The 21,657-nt window shown below is 58.6% G+C and carries 20 protein-coding genes; 5 read left to right on the forward strand and 15 right to left on the reverse strand.

Features of this window, described 5'->3' with window-relative positions:
- Position 1 precedes the first annotated feature (1 nt).
- From etfB to AC4ANE_RS25670, 6 genes are all read right to left on the reverse strand, one after another.
- A complete protein-coding gene (gene etfB, locus AC4ANE_RS25645; protein ID WP_002555662.1) occupies positions 2 to 799 on the reverse strand; it encodes an electron transfer flavoprotein subunit beta in 798 nt (265 codons plus the stop codon).
- A complete protein-coding gene (gene etfA, locus AC4ANE_RS25650; protein ID WP_002555663.1) occupies positions 789 to 2,009 on the reverse strand; it encodes an electron transfer flavoprotein subunit alpha in 1,221 nt (406 codons plus the stop codon). The genes etfB and etfA overlap by 11 nt, the downstream gene beginning before the upstream one ends.
- Positions 2,009 to 3,970, reverse strand: a complete 1,962-nt coding sequence (gene dgcB, locus AC4ANE_RS25655) for a dimethylglycine demethylation protein DgcB (RefSeq protein WP_002555664.1) — start codon at positions 3,968 to 3,970, stop codon at positions 2,009 to 2,011. Before dgcB ends, etfA begins: the two co-directional genes overlap by 1 nt.
- Positions 3,971 to 4,086: 116 nt before the next feature.
- On the reverse strand, positions 4,087 to 6,147 hold the full coding sequence (dgcA, locus tag AC4ANE_RS25660) for a dimethylglycine demethylation protein DgcA (RefSeq protein WP_031598465.1): 2,061 nt from the start codon (positions 6,145 to 6,147) through the stop codon (positions 4,087 to 4,089).
- Positions 6,148 to 6,162: 15 nt separating this feature from the next.
- Positions 6,163 to 6,693 (reverse strand): DUF5943 domain-containing protein, encoded by a 531-nt coding sequence (locus AC4ANE_RS25665; RefSeq protein ID WP_005613912.1) that lies wholly within the window; start codon positions 6,691 to 6,693, stop codon positions 6,163 to 6,165.
- A gap of 84 nt (positions 6,694 to 6,777) precedes the next feature.
- Complete coding sequence (locus AC4ANE_RS25670) at positions 6,778 to 7,755, reverse strand: dipeptidase (RefSeq protein ID WP_002555667.1); 978 nt, start codon at positions 7,753 to 7,755, stop codon at positions 6,778 to 6,780.
- Between the two features lie 228 nt (positions 7,756 to 7,983).
- Between AC4ANE_RS25670 and AC4ANE_RS25675 the strand changes: the two genes are divergently transcribed.
- Positions 7,984 to 8,394: a lysozyme inhibitor LprI family protein gene (locus tag AC4ANE_RS25675; protein WP_002555668.1), complete on the forward strand. Its 411-nt coding sequence runs from the start codon at positions 7,984 to 7,986 to the stop codon at positions 8,392 to 8,394.
- Positions 8,395 to 8,449: 55 nt separating this feature from the next.
- A complete protein-coding gene (locus AC4ANE_RS25680; protein ID WP_002555669.1) occupies positions 8,450 to 8,869 on the forward strand; it encodes a DUF3010 family protein in 420 nt (139 codons plus the stop codon).
- Between the two features lie 137 nt (positions 8,870 to 9,006).
- Here AC4ANE_RS25680 and AC4ANE_RS25685 read toward each other — a convergent pair.
- The 8 genes from AC4ANE_RS25685 to tkt form a co-directional block, all read right to left on the reverse strand.
- Positions 9,007 to 10,382, reverse strand: a protein-coding gene (locus tag AC4ANE_RS25685) for an IS3 family transposase (RefSeq protein ID WP_095178871.1) whose coding sequence is annotated in 2 segments (ribosomal slippage) — positions 9,007 to 9,911 and positions 9,911 to 10,382 — 1,377 coding nt in all. Because the reading frame shifts where the segments join, the coding sequence is not laid out codon by codon here.
- Between the two features lie 160 nt (positions 10,383 to 10,542).
- Entirely contained in the window at positions 10,543 to 11,607 is a 1,065-nt protein-coding gene (gene fba, locus AC4ANE_RS25690) for a class II fructose-bisphosphate aldolase (RefSeq protein WP_004654897.1), read from the reverse strand.
- 114 nt (positions 11,608 to 11,721) lie between these two features.
- The gene (locus AC4ANE_RS25695; RefSeq protein WP_002555692.1) at positions 11,722 to 12,048 is read right to left on the reverse strand and encodes an MliC family protein; all 327 of its coding nucleotides are present in this window, start codon (positions 12,046 to 12,048) and stop codon (positions 11,722 to 11,724) included.
- A 52-nt stretch (positions 12,049 to 12,100) separates the two neighbouring features.
- A complete protein-coding gene (locus AC4ANE_RS25700) occupies positions 12,101 to 12,298 on the reverse strand; it encodes a hypothetical protein (RefSeq protein ID WP_004654900.1) in 198 nt (65 codons plus the stop codon).
- Between the two features lie 85 nt (positions 12,299 to 12,383).
- Positions 12,384 to 12,614, reverse strand: a complete 231-nt coding sequence (locus tag AC4ANE_RS25705) for a putative periplasmic lipoprotein (protein ID WP_002555693.1) — start codon at positions 12,612 to 12,614, stop codon at positions 12,384 to 12,386.
- Between the two features lie 27 nt (positions 12,615 to 12,641).
- On the reverse strand, positions 12,642 to 13,805 hold the full coding sequence (locus AC4ANE_RS25710; RefSeq protein WP_002555694.1) for a phosphoglycerate kinase: 1,164 nt from the start codon (positions 13,803 to 13,805) through the stop codon (positions 12,642 to 12,644).
- A 22-nt stretch (positions 13,806 to 13,827) separates the two neighbouring features.
- On the reverse strand, positions 13,828 to 14,871 hold the full coding sequence (epd, locus tag AC4ANE_RS25715) for an erythrose-4-phosphate dehydrogenase (RefSeq protein WP_002555695.1): 1,044 nt from the start codon (positions 14,869 to 14,871) through the stop codon (positions 13,828 to 13,830).
- A gap of 141 nt (positions 14,872 to 15,012) precedes the next feature.
- Positions 15,013 to 17,010 (reverse strand): transketolase, encoded by a 1,998-nt coding sequence (gene tkt, locus AC4ANE_RS25720; RefSeq protein ID WP_002555696.1) that lies wholly within the window; start codon positions 17,008 to 17,010, stop codon positions 15,013 to 15,015.
- Positions 17,011 to 17,268: 258 nt separating this feature from the next.
- Between tkt and AC4ANE_RS25725 the strand changes: the two genes are divergently transcribed.
- Positions 17,269 to 18,264 carry an ArsR/SmtB family transcription factor gene (locus AC4ANE_RS25725; RefSeq protein ID WP_002555697.1) on the forward strand — a complete coding sequence of 332 codons (996 nt, stop codon included), beginning with the start codon at positions 17,269 to 17,271 and terminating at the stop codon, positions 18,262 to 18,264.
- Between the two features lie 20 nt (positions 18,265 to 18,284).
- Positions 18,285 to 19,475 (forward strand): methionine adenosyltransferase, encoded by a 1,191-nt coding sequence (metK, locus tag AC4ANE_RS25730; RefSeq protein WP_002555698.1) that lies wholly within the window; start codon positions 18,285 to 18,287, stop codon positions 19,473 to 19,475.
- Positions 19,476 to 19,625: 150 nt separating this feature from the next.
- Here the strand turns inward: metK and AC4ANE_RS25735 are convergent, their stop codons facing one another.
- Entirely contained in the window at positions 19,626 to 19,904 is a 279-nt protein-coding gene (locus AC4ANE_RS25735) for a hypothetical protein (RefSeq protein ID WP_460408600.1), read from the reverse strand.
- 40 nt (positions 19,905 to 19,944) lie between these two features.
- Between AC4ANE_RS25735 and ligB the strand changes: the two genes are divergently transcribed.
- The gene (gene ligB / locus AC4ANE_RS25740) at positions 19,945 to 21,630 is read left to right on the forward strand and encodes an NAD-dependent DNA ligase LigB (protein ID WP_002555699.1); all 1,686 of its coding nucleotides are present in this window, start codon (positions 19,945 to 19,947) and stop codon (positions 21,628 to 21,630) included.
- Positions 21,631 to 21,657 lie beyond the last annotated feature (27 nt).

Below are 21,657 nucleotides of genomic sequence, written 5' to 3' on the forward strand. Positions count from 1 at the left end.
CTTACTTTACGACGCCCTCATCGATCAACAGCTTCAGAATCGCGGCTGCGCCCTCTTCCGGGCGCAGCCCCTTCAGCACTTGGCCTGCGCCGCCGCTGGCCTTGGCAGTGGCGGCTTTCATGCGATCAGCGCCGCTCTTGGCCTTGATCACTTTCAGGCGTTTGGGCCGCGGTCTGGCTGGCTGCAGCGCTTGGTTGGTCAATAACTCATCGGCAACGACCTGAACTCTTTCGGTGTCCAGCGTGCCACGCTGTGCGGGCCCGAATGCGCTCTGTCGAGGTTTGGGAGCCGCGTTATCCACAGTGGCCAGAAACGGCAGGCGGACCTTCAGCCGACGACGCTGGCCGCGAGGCAGAGCCTGCAACACCACTGCGGTACCGTTGTTCAGCGACTCGACCTCAGCCAGACCGGTCACCAGTGGCCAGCCCAGCCTTTCAGCCAACAGAAAAGGCAGCATGCCCGACCCTTCACCGGTTTCAGCCTGACTGCCGGCCAGCACCACCTGTGCGGCAGAATCGCGGAGGTAGTCAGTCAACGCGACCAGCGCATCGGCGCCCTCGGGTTGCTCCAGCACATGCAGCTCGTTGAGCCCCATGCCAAGGTAAGCGCGCAGTGCCGGTTCTTCGGCATTGCCGGCGTGCAGTACCTGCAAGTTATCCCCAGCCAGCTGCAAGCCAAGCTCGACGGCCCGCGCATCCTGTTCGGCGCGGCGCGCACGACCCGATGTCGGGTGCGCCCCGATGGACACCAGACTGATGATCTGTACCGCATGCTTATCCACAGACACTTCAGGCTGCATCGCGCTTACCTCCGCTGCGCCAGGCTTGCACTGCGGCTATCAACGCCGTGAGCACTTCGGCGCTCTCGCCGATGACCGATAGATCAGCGCGTTTGACCATGTCGCACCCCGCATCCAGATTGATCGCAATGACCTTGTCGCAGGCGCCGATGCCCTGCAGATGCTGGATGGCCCCGGAAATACCGACGGCGACATACACCCTTGCGGTCACCCAGGTGCCACTCGCGCCTACCTGCCGCTCGCGGCCCATGAAACCATCGTCCACCGCCACCCGCGACGCCCCTTCGGTGGCCCCGAGTACCGAAGCGGCGTGATGAAACAGGTCCCAGTCTTTGACACCATTGCCGCCAGACAGAATGAATTCGGCTTCAGCCATGGGGATAACTCCGGGATCGACGGCAACCGCTCCCAGGTCCTCTATACGCGGCAGGCTGCGCGCCACGCTTGTGGACAACTCGACCGCCAATACCTCGTGGCGGGTTTCGCTCACCGGTTCGGCACACTCTACGGCGGCCAGAATCAGACGGGCCAAAGGCCGAACCAGGTCTTCGCGCCCGGCTCCTGCCCGACTTATGCACAGCTGGTCCTTGACCTGCCAGACCCGCGTTGCAGGTCGCTCGCCGATACTGGCGGCAAAACGTCTTCCCAGCTCGCCACCGCCGCTACGGCTGTCCGGCAACAGCCAGTGGCGCGGGTTGAACTGGTTATCCACAGCTCGCAAACCCTGCACGCGCTGTTCCGGTGAATAACCGTCGAACCCGGCACCGTCGATAATCAATAACCGATCCACGCCAGCAACGTCGAACGCAGTTTCCTTGTGTTCGCCGAACACCACTGCCAGCACGGCACCTTCAGCTCCGGCAAGCTGACGCGCCAGCCCCAGCAAGTCGCGATCGTGGCTGCTCAGGCGGCCGCCGACCATATCGGGCACCACCGTGATATAGAACGCTGGCTCGACGATGGCATGCAGTGGCAACTGCACGTCGGCAGCGGCCGAACGCTTGACCGCGCCACCCTGCTGAGCGCCGCTACGGTCGATGCGCTTTATACCGTTGGGACCGATAAAACCCAGGCCATGCACGTTCTTGCGCAGCAAACCGTTTGGTCCCATCCAGCTGTTCAGCGCCGGCTGCATGGCCGCATGCAGTGGGTGCAGTCGATTGCGAGCAATCCACTCGGCACGAGGGTCGCGGCGGATAATGTCGCTCATCAGTACACCTCCGCGGGTTCACGTTTGCTGGCAACAGACGGGCTGGGGATAACTTCTTCAATCAGCGCATCGGCCACCAGCTCGGCGATATCCTTGATCAGCGGGCGTGGTTCAACCACGCCTTCAAGCATGGCCGTGCACTGTGGACAACCGACTGCTACCACCTCGGCAGCGGTTTCACGAATGTCGTCCATGCGCATGTCGGGAATTCGCTGTTTGCCGGGGATATCGGTGATCGGCGCGCCGCCACCACCGCCACAGCAGCGGGAACGAAAGCCCGAGCGCTGCATTTCCCTGATTTCTATACCCAGCGCACGCAGCACGTCACGAGGGGCCTCGTACTCGCCGTTATAACGGCCCAGGTAACACGGGTCGTGATAGGTCACGCTGGCACCTTTGTGCTGGCCCAGACTCAATGCGCCATTGCGCACCAGTTCAGCCATGAAGGTGCTGTGATGCTGCACCTGATAGTCACCGCCAAAAGCGCCATATTCGTTTTTCAGCACATGAAAACTGTGTGGGTCGCAGGTCACGATACGCTTGAAGCTGTAATTGGCCAGGGTCTGAATGTTGCGTTGGGCAAGTACCTGAAAGGTTGCCTCATCGCCCAGACGCCGTGCCACGTCACCGCTGTCGCGCTCTTCGAGGCCCAGCACGGCGAAATCGATCCTGGCCGCTTTGAGTACTTTGACAAAGGCGCGCAGCGTGCGCTGATTGCGCATGTCGAACGCGCCATCGCCGACCCAGAACAGCACGTCCACGCTCTTTCTCTCGCTGAGCAGACTCAGGTTCAGATCCGCTGCCCAGTTCATCCGACCACCCGGTGCAAAACCGCCGGGGTTATCGGTGGCGATCAGGTTATCCAGCACCTCGGCACCCTTGTTTGGCGTCGCGCCCTTTTCAAGGGTCAGGTGACGGCGCATGTCGACGATGGCATCGACGTGCTCGATCATCATCGGGCACTCTTCGACGCAGGCTCGGCACGTGGTGCAGGACCACAGCGTTTCGGCGTCCACCAGCCCGTTGACGATGGGCTGATGCGGATTGCCGCCATGCTCGCCCAGCGGCTTGCCTTTGCCATCCAGCGACGGATATGGACTGCCCGCAAATTTTGCGTCGGTGCCACCGGCAAGGCCGACCACCATGTCCTGAATCAACTTTTTCGGGTTGAGTGGCTGGCCTGCCGCAAACGCCGGGCAGGCCGCTTCGCACTTGCCGCACTGCACGCAGGCGTCGAAGCCCAGCAGTTGGTTCCAGGTGAAGTCCTGAGGTTTCTCCACACCCAGCGGTGCGGTTCGATCGTTCAGGTCCAAAGGTTTCAGGCCCGTGGAGCGACCACCAGCAAAGCGCTCGGCACGCCGGTGCCAGGCCAGGTGCAGGGCCCCGGCGAAGGCGTGCTTCATCGGCCCGCCCCAGGTCATGCCGAAAAACAGTTCGCTTACGCCCCACAGCACGCCCAGCCCGAGAACAGCGACGAGCACCCAGCCACCAAAATGCTCGGGAAGAATGCCCGCCACCGGCAGCGTGACCAGAAAGAAACTCGCGGAAAACGCCATGAGGCTTTTCGGCAGACGCATCCACGGCCCTTTCGACAAACGCGCGGGCGGATTGAGACGACGCTTATAGACAAATACCGCGCCGACAAACATCACCGCCGTCATTAGCAATAGCGCGTAGCCAAGAACGCGGTTATGCAGGCCGAAGCCGTGCACCAGAATCGCCAGCACGATTGAGGCAACCGCCCCGCCTGCAGTGGCAACATGGGTGTTGGCGATGTATTTATCGCGTGCGACTACGTGGTGCAGGTCAACCATGTAGCGCTTGGGCATGGCCAGCAGCCCGCCGAGCAAGTCGACTTTCGAGGGCCGTCCGTTGCGCCACATGCTCACCCGCCGCCACGCACCCAGCGCCGCAAGGGCCAGGGCGCTGAACAGCAGGATGGGAAGAAGGGTGTCTAGCATCACGTTGCCCTCAAGATGCAAGCTTTAAGCTGGAAGCCTCAAGCTGCAAGCTTCAAGAAAAAGTACCGAGCAAAGGCTTCTACTTGCAGCTTGAAGCTTGCAACCTGTAGCTGTTCTCAAAAATCCTTGCACAGGCGCAAGCCGTCATAGATCGCTGCATGGGTATTGCGCTGCGCCACGCAGTCGCCGATACGGAACAGCAGGTAACCGTCGCCCGGCTGGCTCAATGAAGGCTGTGGCTGAATGGCGAATAGCGCATCGATGTCGATCTGGCCCTTGTTGCGCGAGCCTTCCTTGAGCGCGTAATAAATCGCTTCGTCCGGACGCACGCCGTTTTCCACCACCACTTGATCGACCACTCGCTCTTCCCTGGCACCGGTGTATTCGTTCTCCAGCACCGCCACCAGCTTGTCGCCCTCGCGATAGACCTTTTCCAGCATCATGTCGCCGGTCATGATCACTTCCTTGGGGTACATGCTGCGGTAGTAGGTCGGGAACGAGGTTCCGCCAATTGCCACGCCCGGCTTGATGTCATCGGTGACGATTTCGACCTGGCTGCCCTTGTCGGCCAGATAGTCGGCCACCGACATGCCGGTGAACTCGCAGATGGTGTCGTAGACCAGCACGTTCTTGCCGGGCGCCACCTTGCCGTCCAGCACATCCCAACTGCTGACCACCAGGCCTTCAGCCGCACCCCAGTGTTCGTTCTGCTCAAGAAACGGGTGACCGCCGACCGCCAGCACCACGATGTCCGGGCGCAGGTCGAGGATGGTTGCTGCATCGGCCGCAACACCCAGACGCAAATCTACTTTCAAGCGCGCCAGCTCCAGCTGGAACCAGCGCGTAATACCGGCAATCTGGTCGCGCTGCGGTGCCTTGGACGCGGTAGTGATCTGCCCGCCGATGAACTCCTTTTTCTCGAACAGCGTTACGTCATGGCCACGCTCGGCAGATACCCGAGCCGCTTCCATACCGGCAGGACCGGCACCGACCACCACGACCTTGCGTTTTGGCCCGGCTGATTTTTCGATGATGTGCGGCACGCCCATGTATTCGCGGGACGTCGCAGCGTTCTGAATGCACAGCACATCCAGCCCCTGATACTGGCGGTCGATGCAGTAGTTGGCACCGACGCATTGCTTGATCTGATCGATCTGGCCCATCTTGATCTTGGCGATCAGGTGCGGGTCGGCAATGTGCGCGCGGGTCATGCCGACCATGTCGACATAGCCGCCTTCCAGAATTCGCGTTGCCTGGTTCGGGTCCTTGATGTTCTGCGCGTGCAGCACCGGGGCCTTGACCACTTCCTTGATCCCGGCCGCCAAGTGCAAAAACGGCTCCGGTGGATAACTCATGTTCGGAATGACGTTGGCCAGGGTGTTGTGGGTGTCGCAACCCGAGCCCACCACGCCGATGAAATCGATCATGCCGGTGTCGTCGTAATACTTGGCGATCTGTTTCATGTCCTCGTGACTGAGACCATCGGGGTGGAACTCGTCGCCACAGATGCGCAGGCCCACACAAAAGTCGGGGCCGACCTCCTTGCGCACCGCCTTGATCACTTCCAGGCCGAAGCGCATGCGGTTCTCGAAACTGCCACCCCATTCATCGGTGCGCTTGTTGACCCGCGGGCTCCAGAACTGGTCGATCATGTGCTGGTGCACCGCCGACAACTCGACCCCGTCCAGCCCACCGGCCTTGGCACGCGCCGCTGCGCTGGCGTAGTTGCCGATCACTCGCCAGATCTCCTCCGGCTCAATGGTCTTGCAAGTCGCACGGTGTACCGGCTCGCGAATGCCTGACGGCGACATCAGGGTCGGCCAGTGATCACCATCCCAGCGCGAGCGACGGCCCATGTGAGTAATCTGGATCATGATCTTGGCGCCGTGCTTGTGCATGGCGTCGGCGAGGTTCTGGAAGTGCGGGATGATTCTGTCGGTCGCCAGATTGACCGATTTCCACCAGCCTTGCGGGCTGTCGATGGCGACACTTGATGAGCCGCCGCAGATGGCCAGACCGATGCCGCCCTTGGCCTTCTCTTCGTAGTACTTCACATACCGGTCGGTGGTCATACCGCCGTCTGTGGCATAAACCTCAGCGTGCGCGGTACTCAACACACGGTTACGGATTGTCAGTTTGCCAATCTGGATCGGCTGGAACATCGCTTCGAAAGCCATAACGCGATCCTCGATTTACAGCGGCTTGACGACAAACAGTCCGTCGTCGTGACCTTCTTCGGAACCACCGTAAACCTGCTCGGCTACGGTACGGATCGAGCTGCCGCTGGCGGCGAGTATCTGGTCCATCGCCCCGGCAAACCAGCCGGTGAACATGTAGTCGACCTTACGTCCGACCTTGCCGTAGACATACACGAAACAGGAGTGCTCAAGCTTCACGCTGGCGGTGCCTTTTTCGATATCGATGTCCTGAATCTTGAACAGCCCCCAGCCGCGTTGCGACAGACGCTTCATGTAGTGCTCGAACACGGCAACACCTTGCAGGCCGTGGCATTCGGCTTCTTTTTCACACCAGTGCCAGGCGGACTTGTAACCGGCTTTGTAGAGAATGTCAGCGTAGGCATCGGCACCCAGCACTTCTTCGATGCCCATGTGGTTGTTGACGAAAAAGTGCCGGGGCACATAGAGCATCGGCAACGCATCGGAGGTCCAGACGCCGGTTTCGCTGTCGACTTCGATAGGCAGTTGCGGGGCGATTTTAGCCATGGGGGTCAAACTCCAGATGATTCGGGTTACACCCACCGCCTGAAAGGCCGCGGGGGTTCAATTCGATAAGGTGTGGCTGGCGGATTACTCGCCCCAGACGTCGGCCAGTACGTTGACCCAGTTCTCGCCCATGATCTTGCGCACCACGCGCTCGGAATGACCGCGCTTGAGCAATGTTTCAGTCAGATTGGGAAACTCGCCCACGGTGCGGATGCCCAGCGGGTTGATGATCTTGCCGAAGCTGGTCAGACGGCGGGCATAGCCCTTGTCGTGGGTCAGGTATTCAAAAAAGTCCTGACCGTGCCCCTGGGTAAAGTCAGTACCAATGCCGATGGCATCTTCACCCACGATGTTCATCACGTATTCGATGGCTTCGGCGTAATCGTCGATGGTCGAATCGATGCCCTTGGCCAGAAACGGCGCGAACATGGTCACACCCACAAAGCCGCCGTGGTCGGCAATAAACTTCAGTTCAGCGTCGGATTTGTTGCGCGGATGCTCTTTGAGGCCTGAAGGCAGGCAGTGGGAATAGCAGACCGGCTTTTTCGATTCGAGAATGACTTCTTCCGAGGTTTTCGAACCCACGTGGGACAGGTCGCACATCACTCCGACACGGTTCATTTCAGCGACGATCTCACGACCGAAACCCGACAGCCCGCCGTCACGTTCGTAGCAGCCGGTGCCGACCAGGTTCTGGGTGTTGTAGCACATCTGCACGATGCCGACGCCCAGTTGCTTGAAGATCTCGACGTAGCCGATCTGGTCTTCATAGGCATGCGCATTCTGGAAGCCGAAGAGGATGCCGGTCTTGCCCAGTTCCTTGGCCTTGCGAATGTCTGCGGTGGTGTGCACCGGCATGACCAGGTCGCTGTTTTCGCGCATCAGTTTCTGGCTGCTGCAGATGCTGTTGATAGTGGCCTGGAAGCCTTCCCATACCGACACCGTGCAGTTGGCCATGGTCAGGCCGCCCTTGCGCATGTCTTCAAACAGCTCGCGGTTCCACTTGGCGATGATCAGCCCGTCAATAACGATGCTGTCGGCGTGCAATTCGGCTGGGCTCATCAGGCTGTCCCCTTTTTTGATTCCGGCGCGCCGAATCGGCTGTCGGCGCTAATGGGGTCAGCATATGCCGGAGGGTCGCGTGAACCGGGTGCAAAAACGACAGGGGGTTTGCCGAAAGCGTCAAGATGCGACAAAGGGTGACGGCGTGTCGCCCCACGATGTCGTAAACCTGTTCATTGTCTCGCGCTTGAGACAGAATCCAGCGTATCAATGGATCGGAGCGACTCGATGAAAACGTTTTTGCTGACCCTGGCCCTGATGGCAACGGCTGTGACAGGCGTACAGGCTGCTCAGAACCCGGATGTCTCGCCTTGCGACGGTGTTGACGATGACAAGCAGACTCTGGAGTGCTCGGTTTACAGCCGCACGACTGCAGAAGAATTGCTCAAGGAAAATTTCAACAACCTGCTCAAGCGTGTTCAGTCCCAGTTCGTTGCCAACAAGACGCAATTCAACGACTTTACCAGCAAACTCAAGACCGCCCAGCAAGCCTGGGAGAAGCTGCGTGACGCAGATTGCGCCGTTGAAGTCTTCCCTTCTGCGGCAGGCAGCAAAGCATTCACCATCAGTGAAAACGACTGCATTGCGCGCATGAGCGACGAGCGCTCGGAGTACCTGGAGTCGATTGCACAGGAATAACGTCTACGATGAGATAACCTGCTTCTTTATATGAACGAGCTCATCAGGTTTTCTCATGATTATTTGCGGTGTAGAAATCAAAGGCAGCGAAGCTATCTTCGCCCTTGCCACTCGGCAGAGCAGCGGGCTCGCTCATCTGCCGCTGGCCACGAAAAAGATCGCGCTGGAGGACGATGAAGAGCCTGCCAACGTCAAGGCTTTCGCTACGCAGCTCGCCAGCTTCGTACGCGAACACGGCGTCAGTCACATCGCCATCAAAAAACGCAGCAAGAAAGGCGAATTCGCCGGCGGCCCGACCACATTCAAGATCGAAACCATCTTTCAACTGATGTCCGATTGCGATGTAGCGCTGATCTCGCCGCAGACCATTAATGCGCAGAACAAGAAACACGCTTTCGCCCTGCCCGATACGCTTAACAAGTATCAGCACGAAGCTTACAAGGCGGCGTGTGCGGGGTTGATGAAGAGCGTTTAAGCAACTTCAAGAGAGGACGCAGAGCGTCCAGAAAGGCATGCGACGCGGAGCGTCGCACGATAGTTGTAGGTGTTCTCCCGGACGCCGATCGTTCCTCACGCTCTGGTATGCCCCCCGAAGGTTGGACAATTATCCACTTACGCTGCCTTGGCGGCCTGCATCCTGAATTCCACAGGACTCAGGCCGTTAAGCTTCAGTTTTATGCGTGAGTGATTGTAATACTCAATGTACTCTTCGATACCCGCTTGAAGCTCATCCAGATCGTTAAATTTGTTCAGGTAGAAAAATTCGGATTTCAGCGTGCTAAAAAAGCTCTCTATAGCCGCGTTGTCATAGCAGTTACCCTTGCGCGACATGCTGGCTGTGATCGAATTCTCATGGAGCAGTCGCTGGTAAATAGGCATCCGATATTGCCAGCCCTGGTCAGAATGCAAAATCGGCTTTTCATCCGGTCCAAGCCGCGTGAATGCTCCGTCAAGCATTTCGTCGACCATGGAGTACAGCGGGCGCCTGGCAATCGCATAGGAAATGATTTCGCCGTTGTACAAATCCATGATCGGCGACAGATAGAGTTTCTGGCCTCCTACTTTGAATTCGGTCACGTCGGTGGCCCATTTCTGGTTAAGGTATTGCGCTTTGAAATCACGCTTTAGCAGGTTAGGCGCGGCCTTACCTGTTTCGCCTTTGTAGAAACGGTATTTCTTCACGCGTATCAGGCTCTTCAGGCCTAGCTGCCCCATTAGTTTCTGCACCGTCTTGTGGTTCACAAGATGGCCCGCCCTGCGCAAGACTGCCGTGATGCGACGATAGCCATACCGGCCCTTATGCTCGTAGAACGTTGCCTGAATCAGGTCCTTCAGCCCTGCGTATTTGTCGTCTGCCAGCAGTACCTTTTGTTGATAGTAAAAAGTGCTGCGTGCCAGACCGGCAAACTTCAGCAGGCCGTCCAGAGAATGCAAAGGCCTCAGTTCTATTACGATTTGCGCTTTTTCTGCTGCGCTATTCGTTGCTTCTTCTGAACCAAGGCATCGAGCTTTTTTAGATAATCGACCTCCATCCGCAGTTGCTTCACCTCGGCAAGCAACTCGTCACGCGAACGCGATTCATCGTCGACTGGAGCGGAATTCACAGGGGGAAGGGTCGTCGTCATCTTTCTTGGGCGTCCAGCTTTCTCAGGGGGCTTTGAGGAGGCGTTAAGCGCACCTTCGTCAAAAAGGCGCTGCCATAGATTGATGATGCCGAACTGACGGATATCGAACAAGGCCGCTGTCTGGCGCAGTGATAATCGCTCATCATGCATGCGCTTCAAAACAGCTAGCTTGAACTCGTCACTGTAACGCTGCCGCTTTTTCTCTTTAAGAGCCGCTGGGCCGTGGATCTGATAAGCCGCGACCCACTGACGAAGACAGGAAAAGTCCACATCGTGGCGATGCGCAACATCCCTCAACCCTGCCTTGCCGGCACAATATTCTTTCACGGCTGCGAGTTTTGCCTGCACTGTATATTTACCCATGACGCCTCCAAAGGTTGCGTCCAACCTTCGGGGGTCATACCACTCCAGCGTGGGAATGCCTGTCGTGACGCTCTGCGTCACAAATCTGCGCCGCGCTGCCAATTTCGAAGCGCTATAAAAAAACCCGCATTTCTGCGGGTTTCTTCAATGCGCAATCAACTCAGTTGATCTTGGCATCCAGCTCGCCACGCGCGTAGCGTTCGAACATGGCGTCCAGGGAGATCGGTTTGATCTTCGAGGCGTTGCCAGCGGTGCCGAAGGCTTCGTAGCGCGCGATGCACACGTCACGCATGGCCGAGACGGTTTTGGCCAGATACTTGCGCGGGTCGAACTCGCTTGGGTTTTTAGCCATGAATTCGCGGATGGCACCGGTAGAGGCCAGACGCAGGTCGGTATCGATGTTGACCTTGCGCACGCCGTGCTTGATGCCTTCAACGATTTCTTCGACCGGCACACCGTAGGTTTCTTTGATGTCGCCGCCGAACTCGTTGATGATCTTCAGCCATTCCTGTGGAACGGACGAGGAACCGTGCATCACCAGGTGAGTGTTAGGGATGCGCTTGTGGATCTCTTTAATACGCTCGATCGCCAGGATGTCACCGGTAGGCGGCTTGGTGAACTTGTACGCACCGTGGCTGGTGCCAATGGCAATGGCCAGAGCATCGACCTGGGTGCGCTTGACGAAGTCAGCCGCTTCTTCAGGGTCGGTCAGCATCTGGCTGTGGTCCAGAACGCCTTCCGCGCCAACACCATCTTCTTCACCGGCCATACCGGTTTCCAGCGAACCCAGCACGCCCAGCTCACCTTCCACGGAAACGCCGCAGGCGTGAGCAAAGGACACTACGCGACGGGTAACGTCGACGTTGTAGTCGTAATCGGCTGGGGACTTGCCGTCTTCACGCAGCGAGCCGTCCATCATCACCGAGCTGAAGCCCAGCTGGATCGAGCGCTGGCAGATGTCAGGGCTGGTGCCGTGGTCCTGGTGCATGACCACCGGGATGTGCGGAAATTCTTCGATCGCGGCGAGAATCAGGTGACGCAGAAACGGCGCACCGGCGTATTTGCGGGCACCGGCAGAAGCCTGGACGATCACCGGGGAGTCGGTCTTGTCGGCCGCTTCCATAATGGCGCGCATCTGTTCCAGGTTGTTTACGTTGAAAGCTGGAACGCCGTAGCCGAATTCGGCTGCGTGGTCCAACATCTGGCGCATGCTGATAAGTGCCATTGTCTGTCTCTCTCCCGGTAGGGTCGTTAATCGAGCAAGCCTGCCGTAGTGGCGGCTGCCATTCAAGTTATAAGCTCAGCCACGAAGGCTGTGCGTGTGTGCCCGAGATCCGACTTATCTGGCCTTGCAGCCGCGACCGATCAGATCGTTGGTAGCGTCCCAATAGATCAGGCCCTCGCTACCCTTGTTGACGAATGCCAACACATTGTTGCTGTAAAGCGTTCCGCTGGCAGCGCCGGGTTCAGCCTTGAGCCTGAACACCTGATCGCTCTGATTCAGACGAACATCGACTTCCTTTTTGGCCGAATCGATGTAGCGCCAGTTGACCTCTGCATTGCTGTCACACACCCAACGGTTCCAGGGGTCATTGTGCTGCGATGTGCTCAGGCTCGAACAACCGCCAAGCACTGCCAAAACCCCAAGGGCAATCACGCGTCTCATTACATCTCCTGGCTGCCCTGCGAAACGCGGTGTATGCCGGTCGTTTCAACTGTCAGGGGCAGTTCTGTTCCTGTTTACGGTCGTCGGCCGGCTCACCCGTTACATGTGCCTCGACCCGTTGACTGTTTTCAGTCGTCGGCACATTCACAGAGGCCGGGCTGAATATCTGACAGGTCTTGGCATGTGAGCCAGAACCGGTACAACCAGCCAATACAACGCAGCTCATCAGAGCCAGGGCAGCGATCTTCATGGCGAAACTCCTTTGCCGGAAAAATATCCACTCTTTAAAGACCGCCCAAGCCCGTCAATGTTGCCAAACGGATTTCAGACCTGGCTCACAAACATCCTACATTGCCTGTTCTGGGCATGAACTCGTAACGATCCCATGCCTGCGGACCGCCACGCTTGTAGATGACCGGCACCGTTTCAGCCTGCCAGCCCGCCTGATAACAGCTTAACTGGAGCGGTTGGCTCGGGGAGTCGCTCTCCACCTCTTCAACCGCAGGTTTGCCCGCGCAACCGGCCAGCAAACCTGCGATGAGAAACCACGGTAACGCCCTGACCATTGACCACTCCTTGTCCAAAGCTTTCATTCAAGCCTTGGCGCGTTGTTCGAGCACTTCTACCGCTGGCAGAACCTTGCCTTCCACGAACTCGAGGAATGCACCGCCACCGGTCGAAATGTAGGAAATCTGTTCTGCAACACCATACTTATCGATAGCCGCCAGTGTGTCGCCACCGCCCGCGATGGAGAACGCCTGGCTTTCGCCAATGGCCTTGGCCAGCGTTTTGGTGCCTTCACCAAACTGATCGAATTCAAACACGCCGACTGGACCGTTCCACAGGATAGTCCCGGAAGATTTCAGTAATTCGGCGAAATGCGCAGCAGTTTGCGGGCCAATATCAAGAATCATGTCGTCGTCGGCCACGTCAGCGATCAGCTTGACGGTTGCAGTGGCGCTCTCGGCGAATTCCTTGGCAACCACCACGTCCGTCGGCAATGGCACGCTGACCTTGGCGGCGATGGCGCGAGCGGTGTCGAGCAGGTCAGGTTCGTACAGCGATTTACCGACCTTGTGACCGGCCGCAGCGAGGAAGGTGTTGGCAATGCCGCCGCCGACGATCAACTGATTGCAGATGCCGCTCAGGCTGTTGAGTACGTCAAGCTTGGTGGACACCTTGGAGCCGGCAACGATGGCAGTCATCGGCTGAGCCGGAGCGCCCAAGGCCTTGCCCAGCGCTTCAAGCTCGGCGGCCAGCAACGGGCCTGCCGCTGCCACTTTGGCGAATTTGGCAACGCCGTGGGTCGAGCCCTCGGCACGGTGAGCGGTACCGAAAGCGTCCATCACGAACACGTCGCACAGGGCCGCATATTTCTGTGCCAGCTCGTCGGCGTTCTTTTTCTCACCCTTGTTGAAGCGAACGTTCTCGAACAGCACGACGTCGCCGGCCTTGACGTCAACGCCGTCCAGATAATGGGCAACCAGCGGAACATCACGACCCAATGCCTTGCTCAGGTAATCGGCAACCGGCTTGAGGCTGTTTTCAGCAGAGAACTCGCCCTCGGTCGGACGACCCAGGTGCGAGCAGACCATGACGGCCGCGCCTTTTTCCAACGCCAGCCTGATGGTCGGCAGCGAGGCAAGAATACGTGCATCACTGCTGACAACGCCGTCCTTTACCGGGACATTGAGGTCTTCGCGGATCAGTACACGTTTACCTTGCAGATCGAGGTCGGTCATCTTCAAGACGGTCATGAGCATTCCTGTTTTTTTACTGTTATTGGTCAGCGACGCGCAGAAAGTGATCGGCGACGTCGAGCATTCGGTTGGCAAAACCCCATTCGTTATCGAACCAGGCCAGCAGATTGACCAGCCTGGGACCGGAAACGCGGGTCTGACTCGCATCGACAATCGCCGAATGCGGGTCATGGTTGAAATCGCAGCTGGCGTGCGGCAACTCAGTGTAGGCCAGCAGTCCCTTGAGCGGGCCGCTGGTGGCGGCCTCACGCAAAATACGGTTGATCTCGACAGCGTCGGTGTCTCGCGACATTTGCAGCGTAATGTCCAGGCAAGACACATTGACGGTCGGAACACGAACAGCTTTGGCCTGAATCCGGCCGGCAAGTTCCGGAAGCAGCCGCTCGATTCCGCGCGCCAGACCGGTGGACACCGGAATGATCGACTGAAACGCCGAGCGCGTACGGCGCAGATCCTCGTGGTGATAGGCGTCGATTACCGGCTGATCATTCATCGCCGAATGGATGGTCGTAATGGTGATGTACTCAAGGCCGATGGCCTGATCCAGCAGACGCAGCAGCGGCACACTGCAATTGGTGGTACACGACGCTGCGGAGACCAGTAATTCCCGGCCAGTCAGCTTCTGCTGGTTGACGCCGAACACGACAGTGGCGTCGACATCCCGCTCGCTGGCCATCGGCTGAGAGAACAGCACCCTCGGCGCACCGGCATTCAGAAAGCGCTGGCCGTCTTCGCGAGTGTTGTAGACACCGGAACACTCAAGCACAAGATCGACCTCCAGCCCGGCCCAGTCGATGCCTTCCGGCGTCGCACTGCGCAGAACCTTGATGCGGTGATCATTGATATGCAGGTATTGCCCCTCGACCCGCACTTCGCCGGGAAACCGGCCGTGTGTGGAGTCAAAGCGCGTGAGGTATTCGAGACTGGCCATGTCGGCCAGATCATTGATGGCAACCACTTCAAACCCGGCCTTGGCCCCTCGCTCGCACAGTGCGCGAACGACGCAACGACCAATACGGCCGTAACCGTTCAGAGCAACTTTGTAAGGGCGGGGCTGGGGCATGAAGTTTTCGCCAGGGAATAACAGTCATGTGGGAGCGGACTTGTCCGCAAATGGCAGCACTCGGTTCAGCTGATTTACCGAGTTGCTACATTCGCGAGCAAGCTCGCTCCCACAACATCAACATCAACGTTACATAGCTGATCAGTCTTCAAGCAGCTCTTCAGCCGTGCTCAAGACGTTTTCCAGCGTAAAGCCGAACTCTTCGAACAAGGCTGACGCAGGGGCCGACTCGCCGAACGTGGTCATGCCGATCACGCGACCTTCCAGACCCACGTATTTGTACCAGTAGTCGGCGTGAGCCGCTTCGATGGCAATACGTGCACTGACCTGCAGCGGCAGAACAGCCTGCTTGTAGGCCGCATCCTGAGCTTCGAAGATGCTGGTGCATGGCATGGAGACCACACGAACGTTGCGACCCTGCTCGGTCAGCTTGTCATACGCCTGCACAGCCAGACCGACTTCAGAACCGGTCGCGATCAGAATTAGCTCAGGCTCTGCAGCGCAGTCACGCAGTACATAGCCGCCACGGGCAATGGCATCTATTTGCTGCTGTTCACGCGCTTGGTGAGTCAGGTTCTGACGCGAGAAAATCAACGCGGATGGGCCGTCATTGCGCTCGATGGCGTGTTTCCAGGCCACTGCCGATTCCACGGCATCTGCCGGACGCCAGGTGTCCAGGTTCGGCGTGGTACGCAGGCTGGTCAGTTGCTCGATCGGCTGGTGAGTCGGGCCGTCTTCGCCCAGACCGATGGAGTCGTGGGTGAATACGTAGATCACGCGCTTCTTCATCAGCGAGGCCATACGCACCGCGTTGCGAGCGTATTCCATGAAGATCAGGAAGGTTGCGCCATACGGCACGAAGCCGCCGTGCAGGGCAATACCGTTCATCATGGCGCCCATACCGAACTCACGAACACCGTAGTGCAGGTAGTTGCCGTTGGGGTCTTCGCCAGTGATGCTCTTGCAGCCTTTCCAGATGGTCAGGTTGGAGCCGGCCAGGTCGGCCGAACCACCGAGAATTTCCGGCAGCAACGGGCCCAGTGCGCTCAGGGCGTTCTGACTGGCCTTACGGCTGGCGATGGTTTCGCCTTTGGCGTTGACTTCGGCGACATAAGCAGCGGATTTCTCTGCAAAGTCAGCAGGCAACTCGCCGCTCATGCGACGAATGAAGTCGTTGGCCAGTTCAGGGAAAGCGGCGGAATAGGCAGCAAAGCGCTGATCCCACTCGGCTTCGGCAGCCAGGCCTTTTTCTTTCGCATTCCACTCGGCGTAGATATCAGCCGGAATTTCGAAAGGACCGTGGTTCCATTTCAGGGCCGCACGGGTCAGGGCGATTTCGTCCGCACCCAGCGGCGCACCATGGGATTCTTCCTTGCCCTGCTTGTTCGGCGAGCCAAAGCCGATGGTGGTCTTGCAGCAGATCAGCGTCGGCTTGTCGCTCTTGCGCGCGGTGTCGATGGCGGTCTTGATTTCTTCAGGGTCATGACCGTCGACATTGCGGATCACCAGCCAGCCGTAGGACTCGAAGCGCTTCGGCGTATCGTCGGTAAACCAGCCTTCGACTTCGCCATCGATGGAGATGCCGTTGTCGTCGTAAAACGCAATCAGCTTGTCCAGTTGCAGCGTACCGGCCAGGGAAGCGACTTCGTGGGAAATACCTTCCATCATGCAGCCATCACCCATAAACACGTAGGTATGGTGATCAACGATGGAATGGCCTGGACGGTTGAACTGTGCGGCGAGGGTTTTCTCGGCAGCGGCAAAACCGACGGCGTTGGCAAAACCCTGACCCAATGGGCCAGTAGTGGTTTCAACGCCTGGGGTATAGCCAAACTCGGGGTGACCCGGTGTGCGGCTGTGCAGCTGACGGAAGTTTTTCAGGTCGTCGATGGACAGGTCGTAGCCGGTCAGGTGCAGCAACGAATAGACCAGCATCGAACCATGGCCGTTGGACATGATGAAACGGTCACGGTCAGCAAACGCAGGGTTTGCAGGGTTGTGCCTCAGATAATCACGCCACAGAACCTCGGCGATATCCGCCATGCCCATCGGGGCACCCGGATGGCCGCTGTTGGCTTTTTGCACGGCATCCATGCTTAGGGCACGAATAGCATTGGCACGCTCACGACGGCTTGGCATCGCTGATCTCCTGGGAATTGTAAAATTAGGATCGGAAAAAAGACGGCCATTTTCCCTCAGGGACAGGCCGGGGGCAATCACAGATAGTCGACCATAGGCTTTTTTCCGGGGTTACGGACATTATTTGCCCTGTAAGACTGGATTACCCGTCAGCGCAACAAGTTCACAAGGCCTGACCGGTGCCACCCATCCAGCAATATCAAAACTTTTTGATATTGCCCTTGCAGCGCTCCGGATCGCTCTCTAGACTGCGCAGCTATGAACCTGCGTGTACCTGCCATTCGCCATGATGCATGCGACGACCTCTCTGCATTGTGCAAGGCCGGCGGCGATCCCTTGCGGCTTAATGTACTGCGTGTGCTGACCAACGATTCGTTCGGCGTGCTTGAGCTGGCGCAGATTTTTGCCATCGGCCAGTCTGGCATGAGTCATCACCTCAAGGTGCTGGCGCAGGCCGATCTGGTTGCAACGCGGCGTGAAGGCAATGCGATTTTCTACCGTCGCGCCCTGCCCCACACTGAATTGCCGGGTGGCAGGCTGCATGCGGCGCTGCTTGATGAAGTGGACACGCTGAACCTGCCGGACGACGTACAGAGCCGCATAGGCCTGGTGCATCGACAACGTGCACTGGCTAGCCAGGATTTCTTTGCCCGTACTGCCGAAAAGTTTCGTGCCCAGCAGGACCTGATCGCCGGTCTGGCGCAGTACAGCGAAAGCCTGCTGACCTTGCTCGACAAACTGAGCTTCGGCGCGCAGGCAACGGCGCTGGAAGTAGGCCCCGGCGACGGCGGCTTTCTGCCAGAGCTGGCCCGGCGCTTCGGTCAGGTTATCGCGATGGACAACAGCCCGGTGATGCTGGACCTGGCGCGCGGCGTCTGCGAGCGCAAGGCGCTGGCTAACGTTGAGCTGAGGCTGGCCGATGCACTGACGGACGCTAAAGTCAGTGCCGACTGCGTCGTCCTCAACATGGTGCTGCATCATTTCGCAGTCCCGGCCCAGGCCCTCAGGCAACTGGCTGAACACGTAAAACCCGGCGGTAGTTTGCTGGTAACAGAATTGTGTAGTCATGACCAGAGCTGGGCCAGGGAGGCCTGTGGCGATCTCTGGTTAGGTTTCGAGCAGGAAGACCTGGCCCGTTGGGCCATCGCTGCGGGGCTAGTTCCCGGGGAAAGCCTCTATGTAGGCTTACGTAATGGTTTCCAGATCCAGGTTCGCCATTTTCAGCGACCGGCTGGCGACACTCACCATCGGTAAAATGAAGGAAACCCGTAGAGATGAGCGAATATTCACTTTTCACCTCCGAGTCCGTGTCCGAAGGACATCCGGACAAGATCGCCGACCAGATTTCCGACGCGGTTCTGGACGCTATCATCGCTGAAGACAAATACGCCCGTGTAGCGTGCGAAACACTGGTCAAGACCGGTGTGGCAATCATCGCTGGCGAAGTGTCGACTTCGGCCTGGGTCGATCTGGAAGACATCGTGCGTAACGTCATCCTCGACATCGGCTACAACAGCTCCGACGTCGGTTTCGACGGCGCGACTTGCGGCGTGATGAACATCATCGGCAAACAGTCGGTAGACATCGCCCAAGGCGTTGACCGCAGCAAGCCTGAAGATCAGGGCGCTGGCGACCAGGGCCTGATGTTCGGCTACGCCAGCAACGAAACCGACGTGCTGATGCCAGCACCGATCACCTTCTCTCACCAATTGGTGCAGCGTCAGGCCGAAGCGCGTAAATCCGGCCTGCTGCCGTGGTTGCGCCCGGATGCAAAATCCCAGGTTACCTGCCGTTACGAAAACGGCAAGGTTGTCGGCGTCGACGCCATCGTACTGTCGACTCAGCACAACCCGGATGTGTCCTACAAGGACCTGCGCGAAGGCGTGATGGAGCTGATCGTCAAGCACGTCATCCCTGCGCACCTGCTGCACAAGGACACCCAGTTCCACATCAACCCGACCGGCAACTTCATCATCGGTGGCCCGGTAGGTGACTGTGGCCTGACCGGCCGCAAGATCATCGTCGACACCTACGGCGGCATGGCCCGTCACGGTGGCGGTGCATTCTCCGGCAAGGACCCATCGAAGGTTGACCGTTCGGCTGCTTACGCCGGTCGTTACGTGGCCAAGAATATCGTGGCTGCCGGTCTGGCCGAGCGTTGCGAAATTCAGGTGTCCTACGCTATCGGCGTGGCACAGCCGACGTCGATCTCGCTGAACACCTTCGGCACCGGCAAGCTGTCCGATGACAAGATCATCAAGCTGGTCCGCGACAACTTCGACCTGCGCCCATACGCCATCACCACCATGCTCGACCTGCTGCACCCGATGTACCAGGCCACTGCGGCCTACGGCCACTTCGGCCGTACCCCGGTCGAAATGACCGTTGGCGATGACACCTTCACCGCCTTCACCTGGGAAAAAACCGACCGCGCCGACGCCCTGCGCGCCGCTGCCGGTCTGTAAAAAACCAGAAAAAAGCCCCGAGCGACCTGGTCGTTCGGGGCTTTTTTTCGTCTGGCGATTATCGTGCGACGCTCCGCGTCGCATGCCGTTCTGGACGCTCTGCGTCCGATCTTGAATACGCGGCGCGGCACAGATCTGTGACGCGGAGCGTCACGCACTGCATTCCGACGCTGGAGCGTGCGGAACGATAACCTCAACTATCTCAACTATCTCAACTATCTCAACTATCTCAACTATCTCAACTATCTCAACTATCTCAACTATCTCAACTATCTCAACTATCTCAACTATCTCAACTATCTCAACTATCGTGCGACGCTCCGCGTCGTATGCCGTTCCGGACGCTCTGCGTCCTGTCATCAAACAGGCCGCGCAGGGCTTTGGCAAAACCCGGTAACCAAGCAACCCGTCTATAAACAACACCAGCAACTAGCCTCATCAAGCCCATTCCTAAAGCAAGGATGCTTCGATGTTGCCCACCATTCGCCTGATGACGTGTGCCCTTCTGTTTCTTCTGCCCGGCCTCGGCTATGCCAGTCAATGCCCTGACTGGCCTGCAGCCAAGGCGCGCAGCGAGGTCACAAACTTGCAACAGCAGATGGCTGCGTGGGACGACAGCTACCACCGCCAGGGCATTTCGCACATTCCGGACGAGCTCTACGATCAGGCGCGGCAGAAGCTGAACCTGTGGCGCTCGTGCTTTGCCGTTTCCACCCCAGAGGCCGATCCGCTAAAGACAGCAGTCGGCCCGTTGCCTCATCCCGTTGCGCACACGGGCGTCAACAAGCTGGCCGACGAAAGCAGCGTCAAGGACTGGCTCAAGGGCCGCAACGATCTGTGGATTCAACCCAAGGTCGATGGCGTGGCAGTCACACTCGTTTACGAAAAAGGTCAGCTGGTGCAAGCGATCAGTCGCGGCGACGGGCGCAAGGGCCAGGACTGGACTTCGCAGGCACGACTGATAAAGGCCATTCCTCAGCATCTATCCCACCATGACTCCCTGATCCTGCAAGGCGAGCTGTACTGGCGGTTGACCGATCATATTCAGGCAACATCCGGCAGCGTCAACGCGCGCAGCAAGGTGGCAGGCATGCTGGCCCGGCAGACAATCAGCCCGCAGCAGGCTGATGCCATCGGGCTATTCGTCTGGGACTGGCCAAACGGGCCTACCGATATGGCTCAACGACTCGCAGGCCTGCAAGCCATGGGCTTTGAAGGCAGCGAGGCGTACACGCACTCACTGGAAAATCATGTTCAGGCTGCGAGATGGCGCGAGCATTGGTACCGCAATCCTCTGCCGTTCGCGACAGATGGCGTGATCATGCGCCAGGGCCAGCGCCCACCGATGCAACGCTGGCAAGCCAGTGCGCCTTACTGGATCGCGGCCTGGAAGCACCCTTACGCACAGGCACTGGCCGAGGTGCGCAAGGTCAGCTTCAATATCGGTCGCAGCGGCAGGATTACCCCTGTGCTGGAGCTGACCCCGGTACGTCTCGACGACCGTACCGTCAGCCGCATCAGCACCGGCTCACTGCAACGCTGGCAAACACTGGATATAAGACCTGGCGATCAGGTAGCCGTGAGCCTGGCCGGGCTGACGATTCCGAGACTCGACGGCGTGATATCCCGCGCGGCTGAACGAGTTGAAATGATCACTCCGCAAGCCGACGACTTTCATGAGTTGAGCTGCTGGCAAGCCACCCCAGGCTGTGAAAGCCAGTTCCGCGCCAGACTGATCTGGCTCAGCGGCAAGAAAGGCCTTGCGCTGCCCGGCGTCGGTCCGGGGACCTGGGACAAGCTTATTGAAAACGGCCAAATAGAGAGCCTGCTCGATTGGATGACCCTGAATCATACTGAGCTTGCTAACATTCCCGGCTTCGCAGAGCGCAGCAGCGCTAAACTGCTCGCCAGCCTGCAAACAGCGCGTGAACGGCCGTTTCAGACGTGGCTCAAGGCCATCGGACTGCCGCCCACAGGAAGCGCAACACTTCCTGACAATTGGCAGGAACTGGCCGGGCGTAGCGTTGAGCAATGGCAAGCAGAGCCGGGCATAGGGTCTGGCCGGGCAGCGAAACTGAGGTCTTTTTTTCAGGCCCCAGAGGTGCAGGCATTGAGCTATCAATTGCAGGCTCAGGGTATTTCAGGTTTTAAGTAGCGGACGTCCATTTTTTGTCCGTGTTCA

The sequence above is a fragment of the Pseudomonas sp. Pme6b genome (genome assembly GCF_058129925.1).

Coding starts and splice junctions, on each gene's coding strand:
- etfB (WP_002555662.1), bottom strand. CDS start 799: ATGCAGCCTGAAGTGTCTGTGGATAAGCATGCGGTACAGATCATCAGT.
- etfA (WP_002555663.1), bottom strand. CDS start 2,009: ATGAGCGACATTATCCGCCGCGACCCTCGTGCCGAGTGGATTGCTCGC.
- dgcB (WP_002555664.1), bottom strand. CDS start 3,970: ATGCTAGACACCCTTCTTCCCATCCTGCTGTTCAGCGCCCTGGCCCTT.
- dgcA (WP_031598465.1), bottom strand. CDS start 6,147: ATGGCTTTCGAAGCGATGTTCCAGCCGATCCAGATTGGCAAACTGACA.
- AC4ANE_RS25665 (WP_005613912.1), bottom strand. CDS start 6,693: ATGGCTAAAATCGCCCCGCAACTGCCTATCGAAGTCGACAGCGAAACC.
- AC4ANE_RS25670 (WP_002555667.1), bottom strand. CDS start 7,755: ATGAGCCCAGCCGAATTGCACGCCGACAGCATCGTTATTGACGGGCTG.
- AC4ANE_RS25675 (WP_002555668.1), top strand. CDS start 7,984: ATGAAAACGTTTTTGCTGACCCTGGCCCTGATGGCAACGGCTGTGACA.
- AC4ANE_RS25680 (WP_002555669.1), top strand. CDS start 8,450: ATGATTATTTGCGGTGTAGAAATCAAAGGCAGCGAAGCTATCTTCGCC.
- fba (WP_004654897.1), bottom strand. CDS start 11,607: ATGGCACTTATCAGCATGCGCCAGATGTTGGACCACGCAGCCGAATTC.
- AC4ANE_RS25695 (WP_002555692.1), bottom strand. CDS start 12,048: ATGAGACGCGTGATTGCCCTTGGGGTTTTGGCAGTGCTTGGCGGTTGT.
- AC4ANE_RS25700 (WP_004654900.1), bottom strand. CDS start 12,298: ATGAAGATCGCTGCCCTGGCTCTGATGAGCTGCGTTGTATTGGCTGGT.
- AC4ANE_RS25705 (WP_002555693.1), bottom strand. CDS start 12,614: ATGGTCAGGGCGTTACCGTGGTTTCTCATCGCAGGTTTGCTGGCCGGT.
- AC4ANE_RS25710 (WP_002555694.1), bottom strand. CDS start 13,805: ATGACCGTCTTGAAGATGACCGACCTCGATCTGCAAGGTAAACGTGTA.
- epd (WP_002555695.1), bottom strand. CDS start 14,871: ATGCCCCAGCCCCGCCCTTACAAAGTTGCTCTGAACGGTTACGGCCGT.
- tkt (WP_002555696.1), bottom strand. CDS start 17,010: ATGCCAAGCCGTCGTGAGCGTGCCAATGCTATTCGTGCCCTAAGCATG.
- AC4ANE_RS25725 (WP_002555697.1), top strand. CDS start 17,269: ATGAACCTGCGTGTACCTGCCATTCGCCATGATGCATGCGACGACCTC.
- metK (WP_002555698.1), top strand. CDS start 18,285: ATGAGCGAATATTCACTTTTCACCTCCGAGTCCGTGTCCGAAGGACAT.
- ligB (WP_002555699.1), top strand. CDS start 19,945: ATGTTGCCCACCATTCGCCTGATGACGTGTGCCCTTCTGTTTCTTCTG.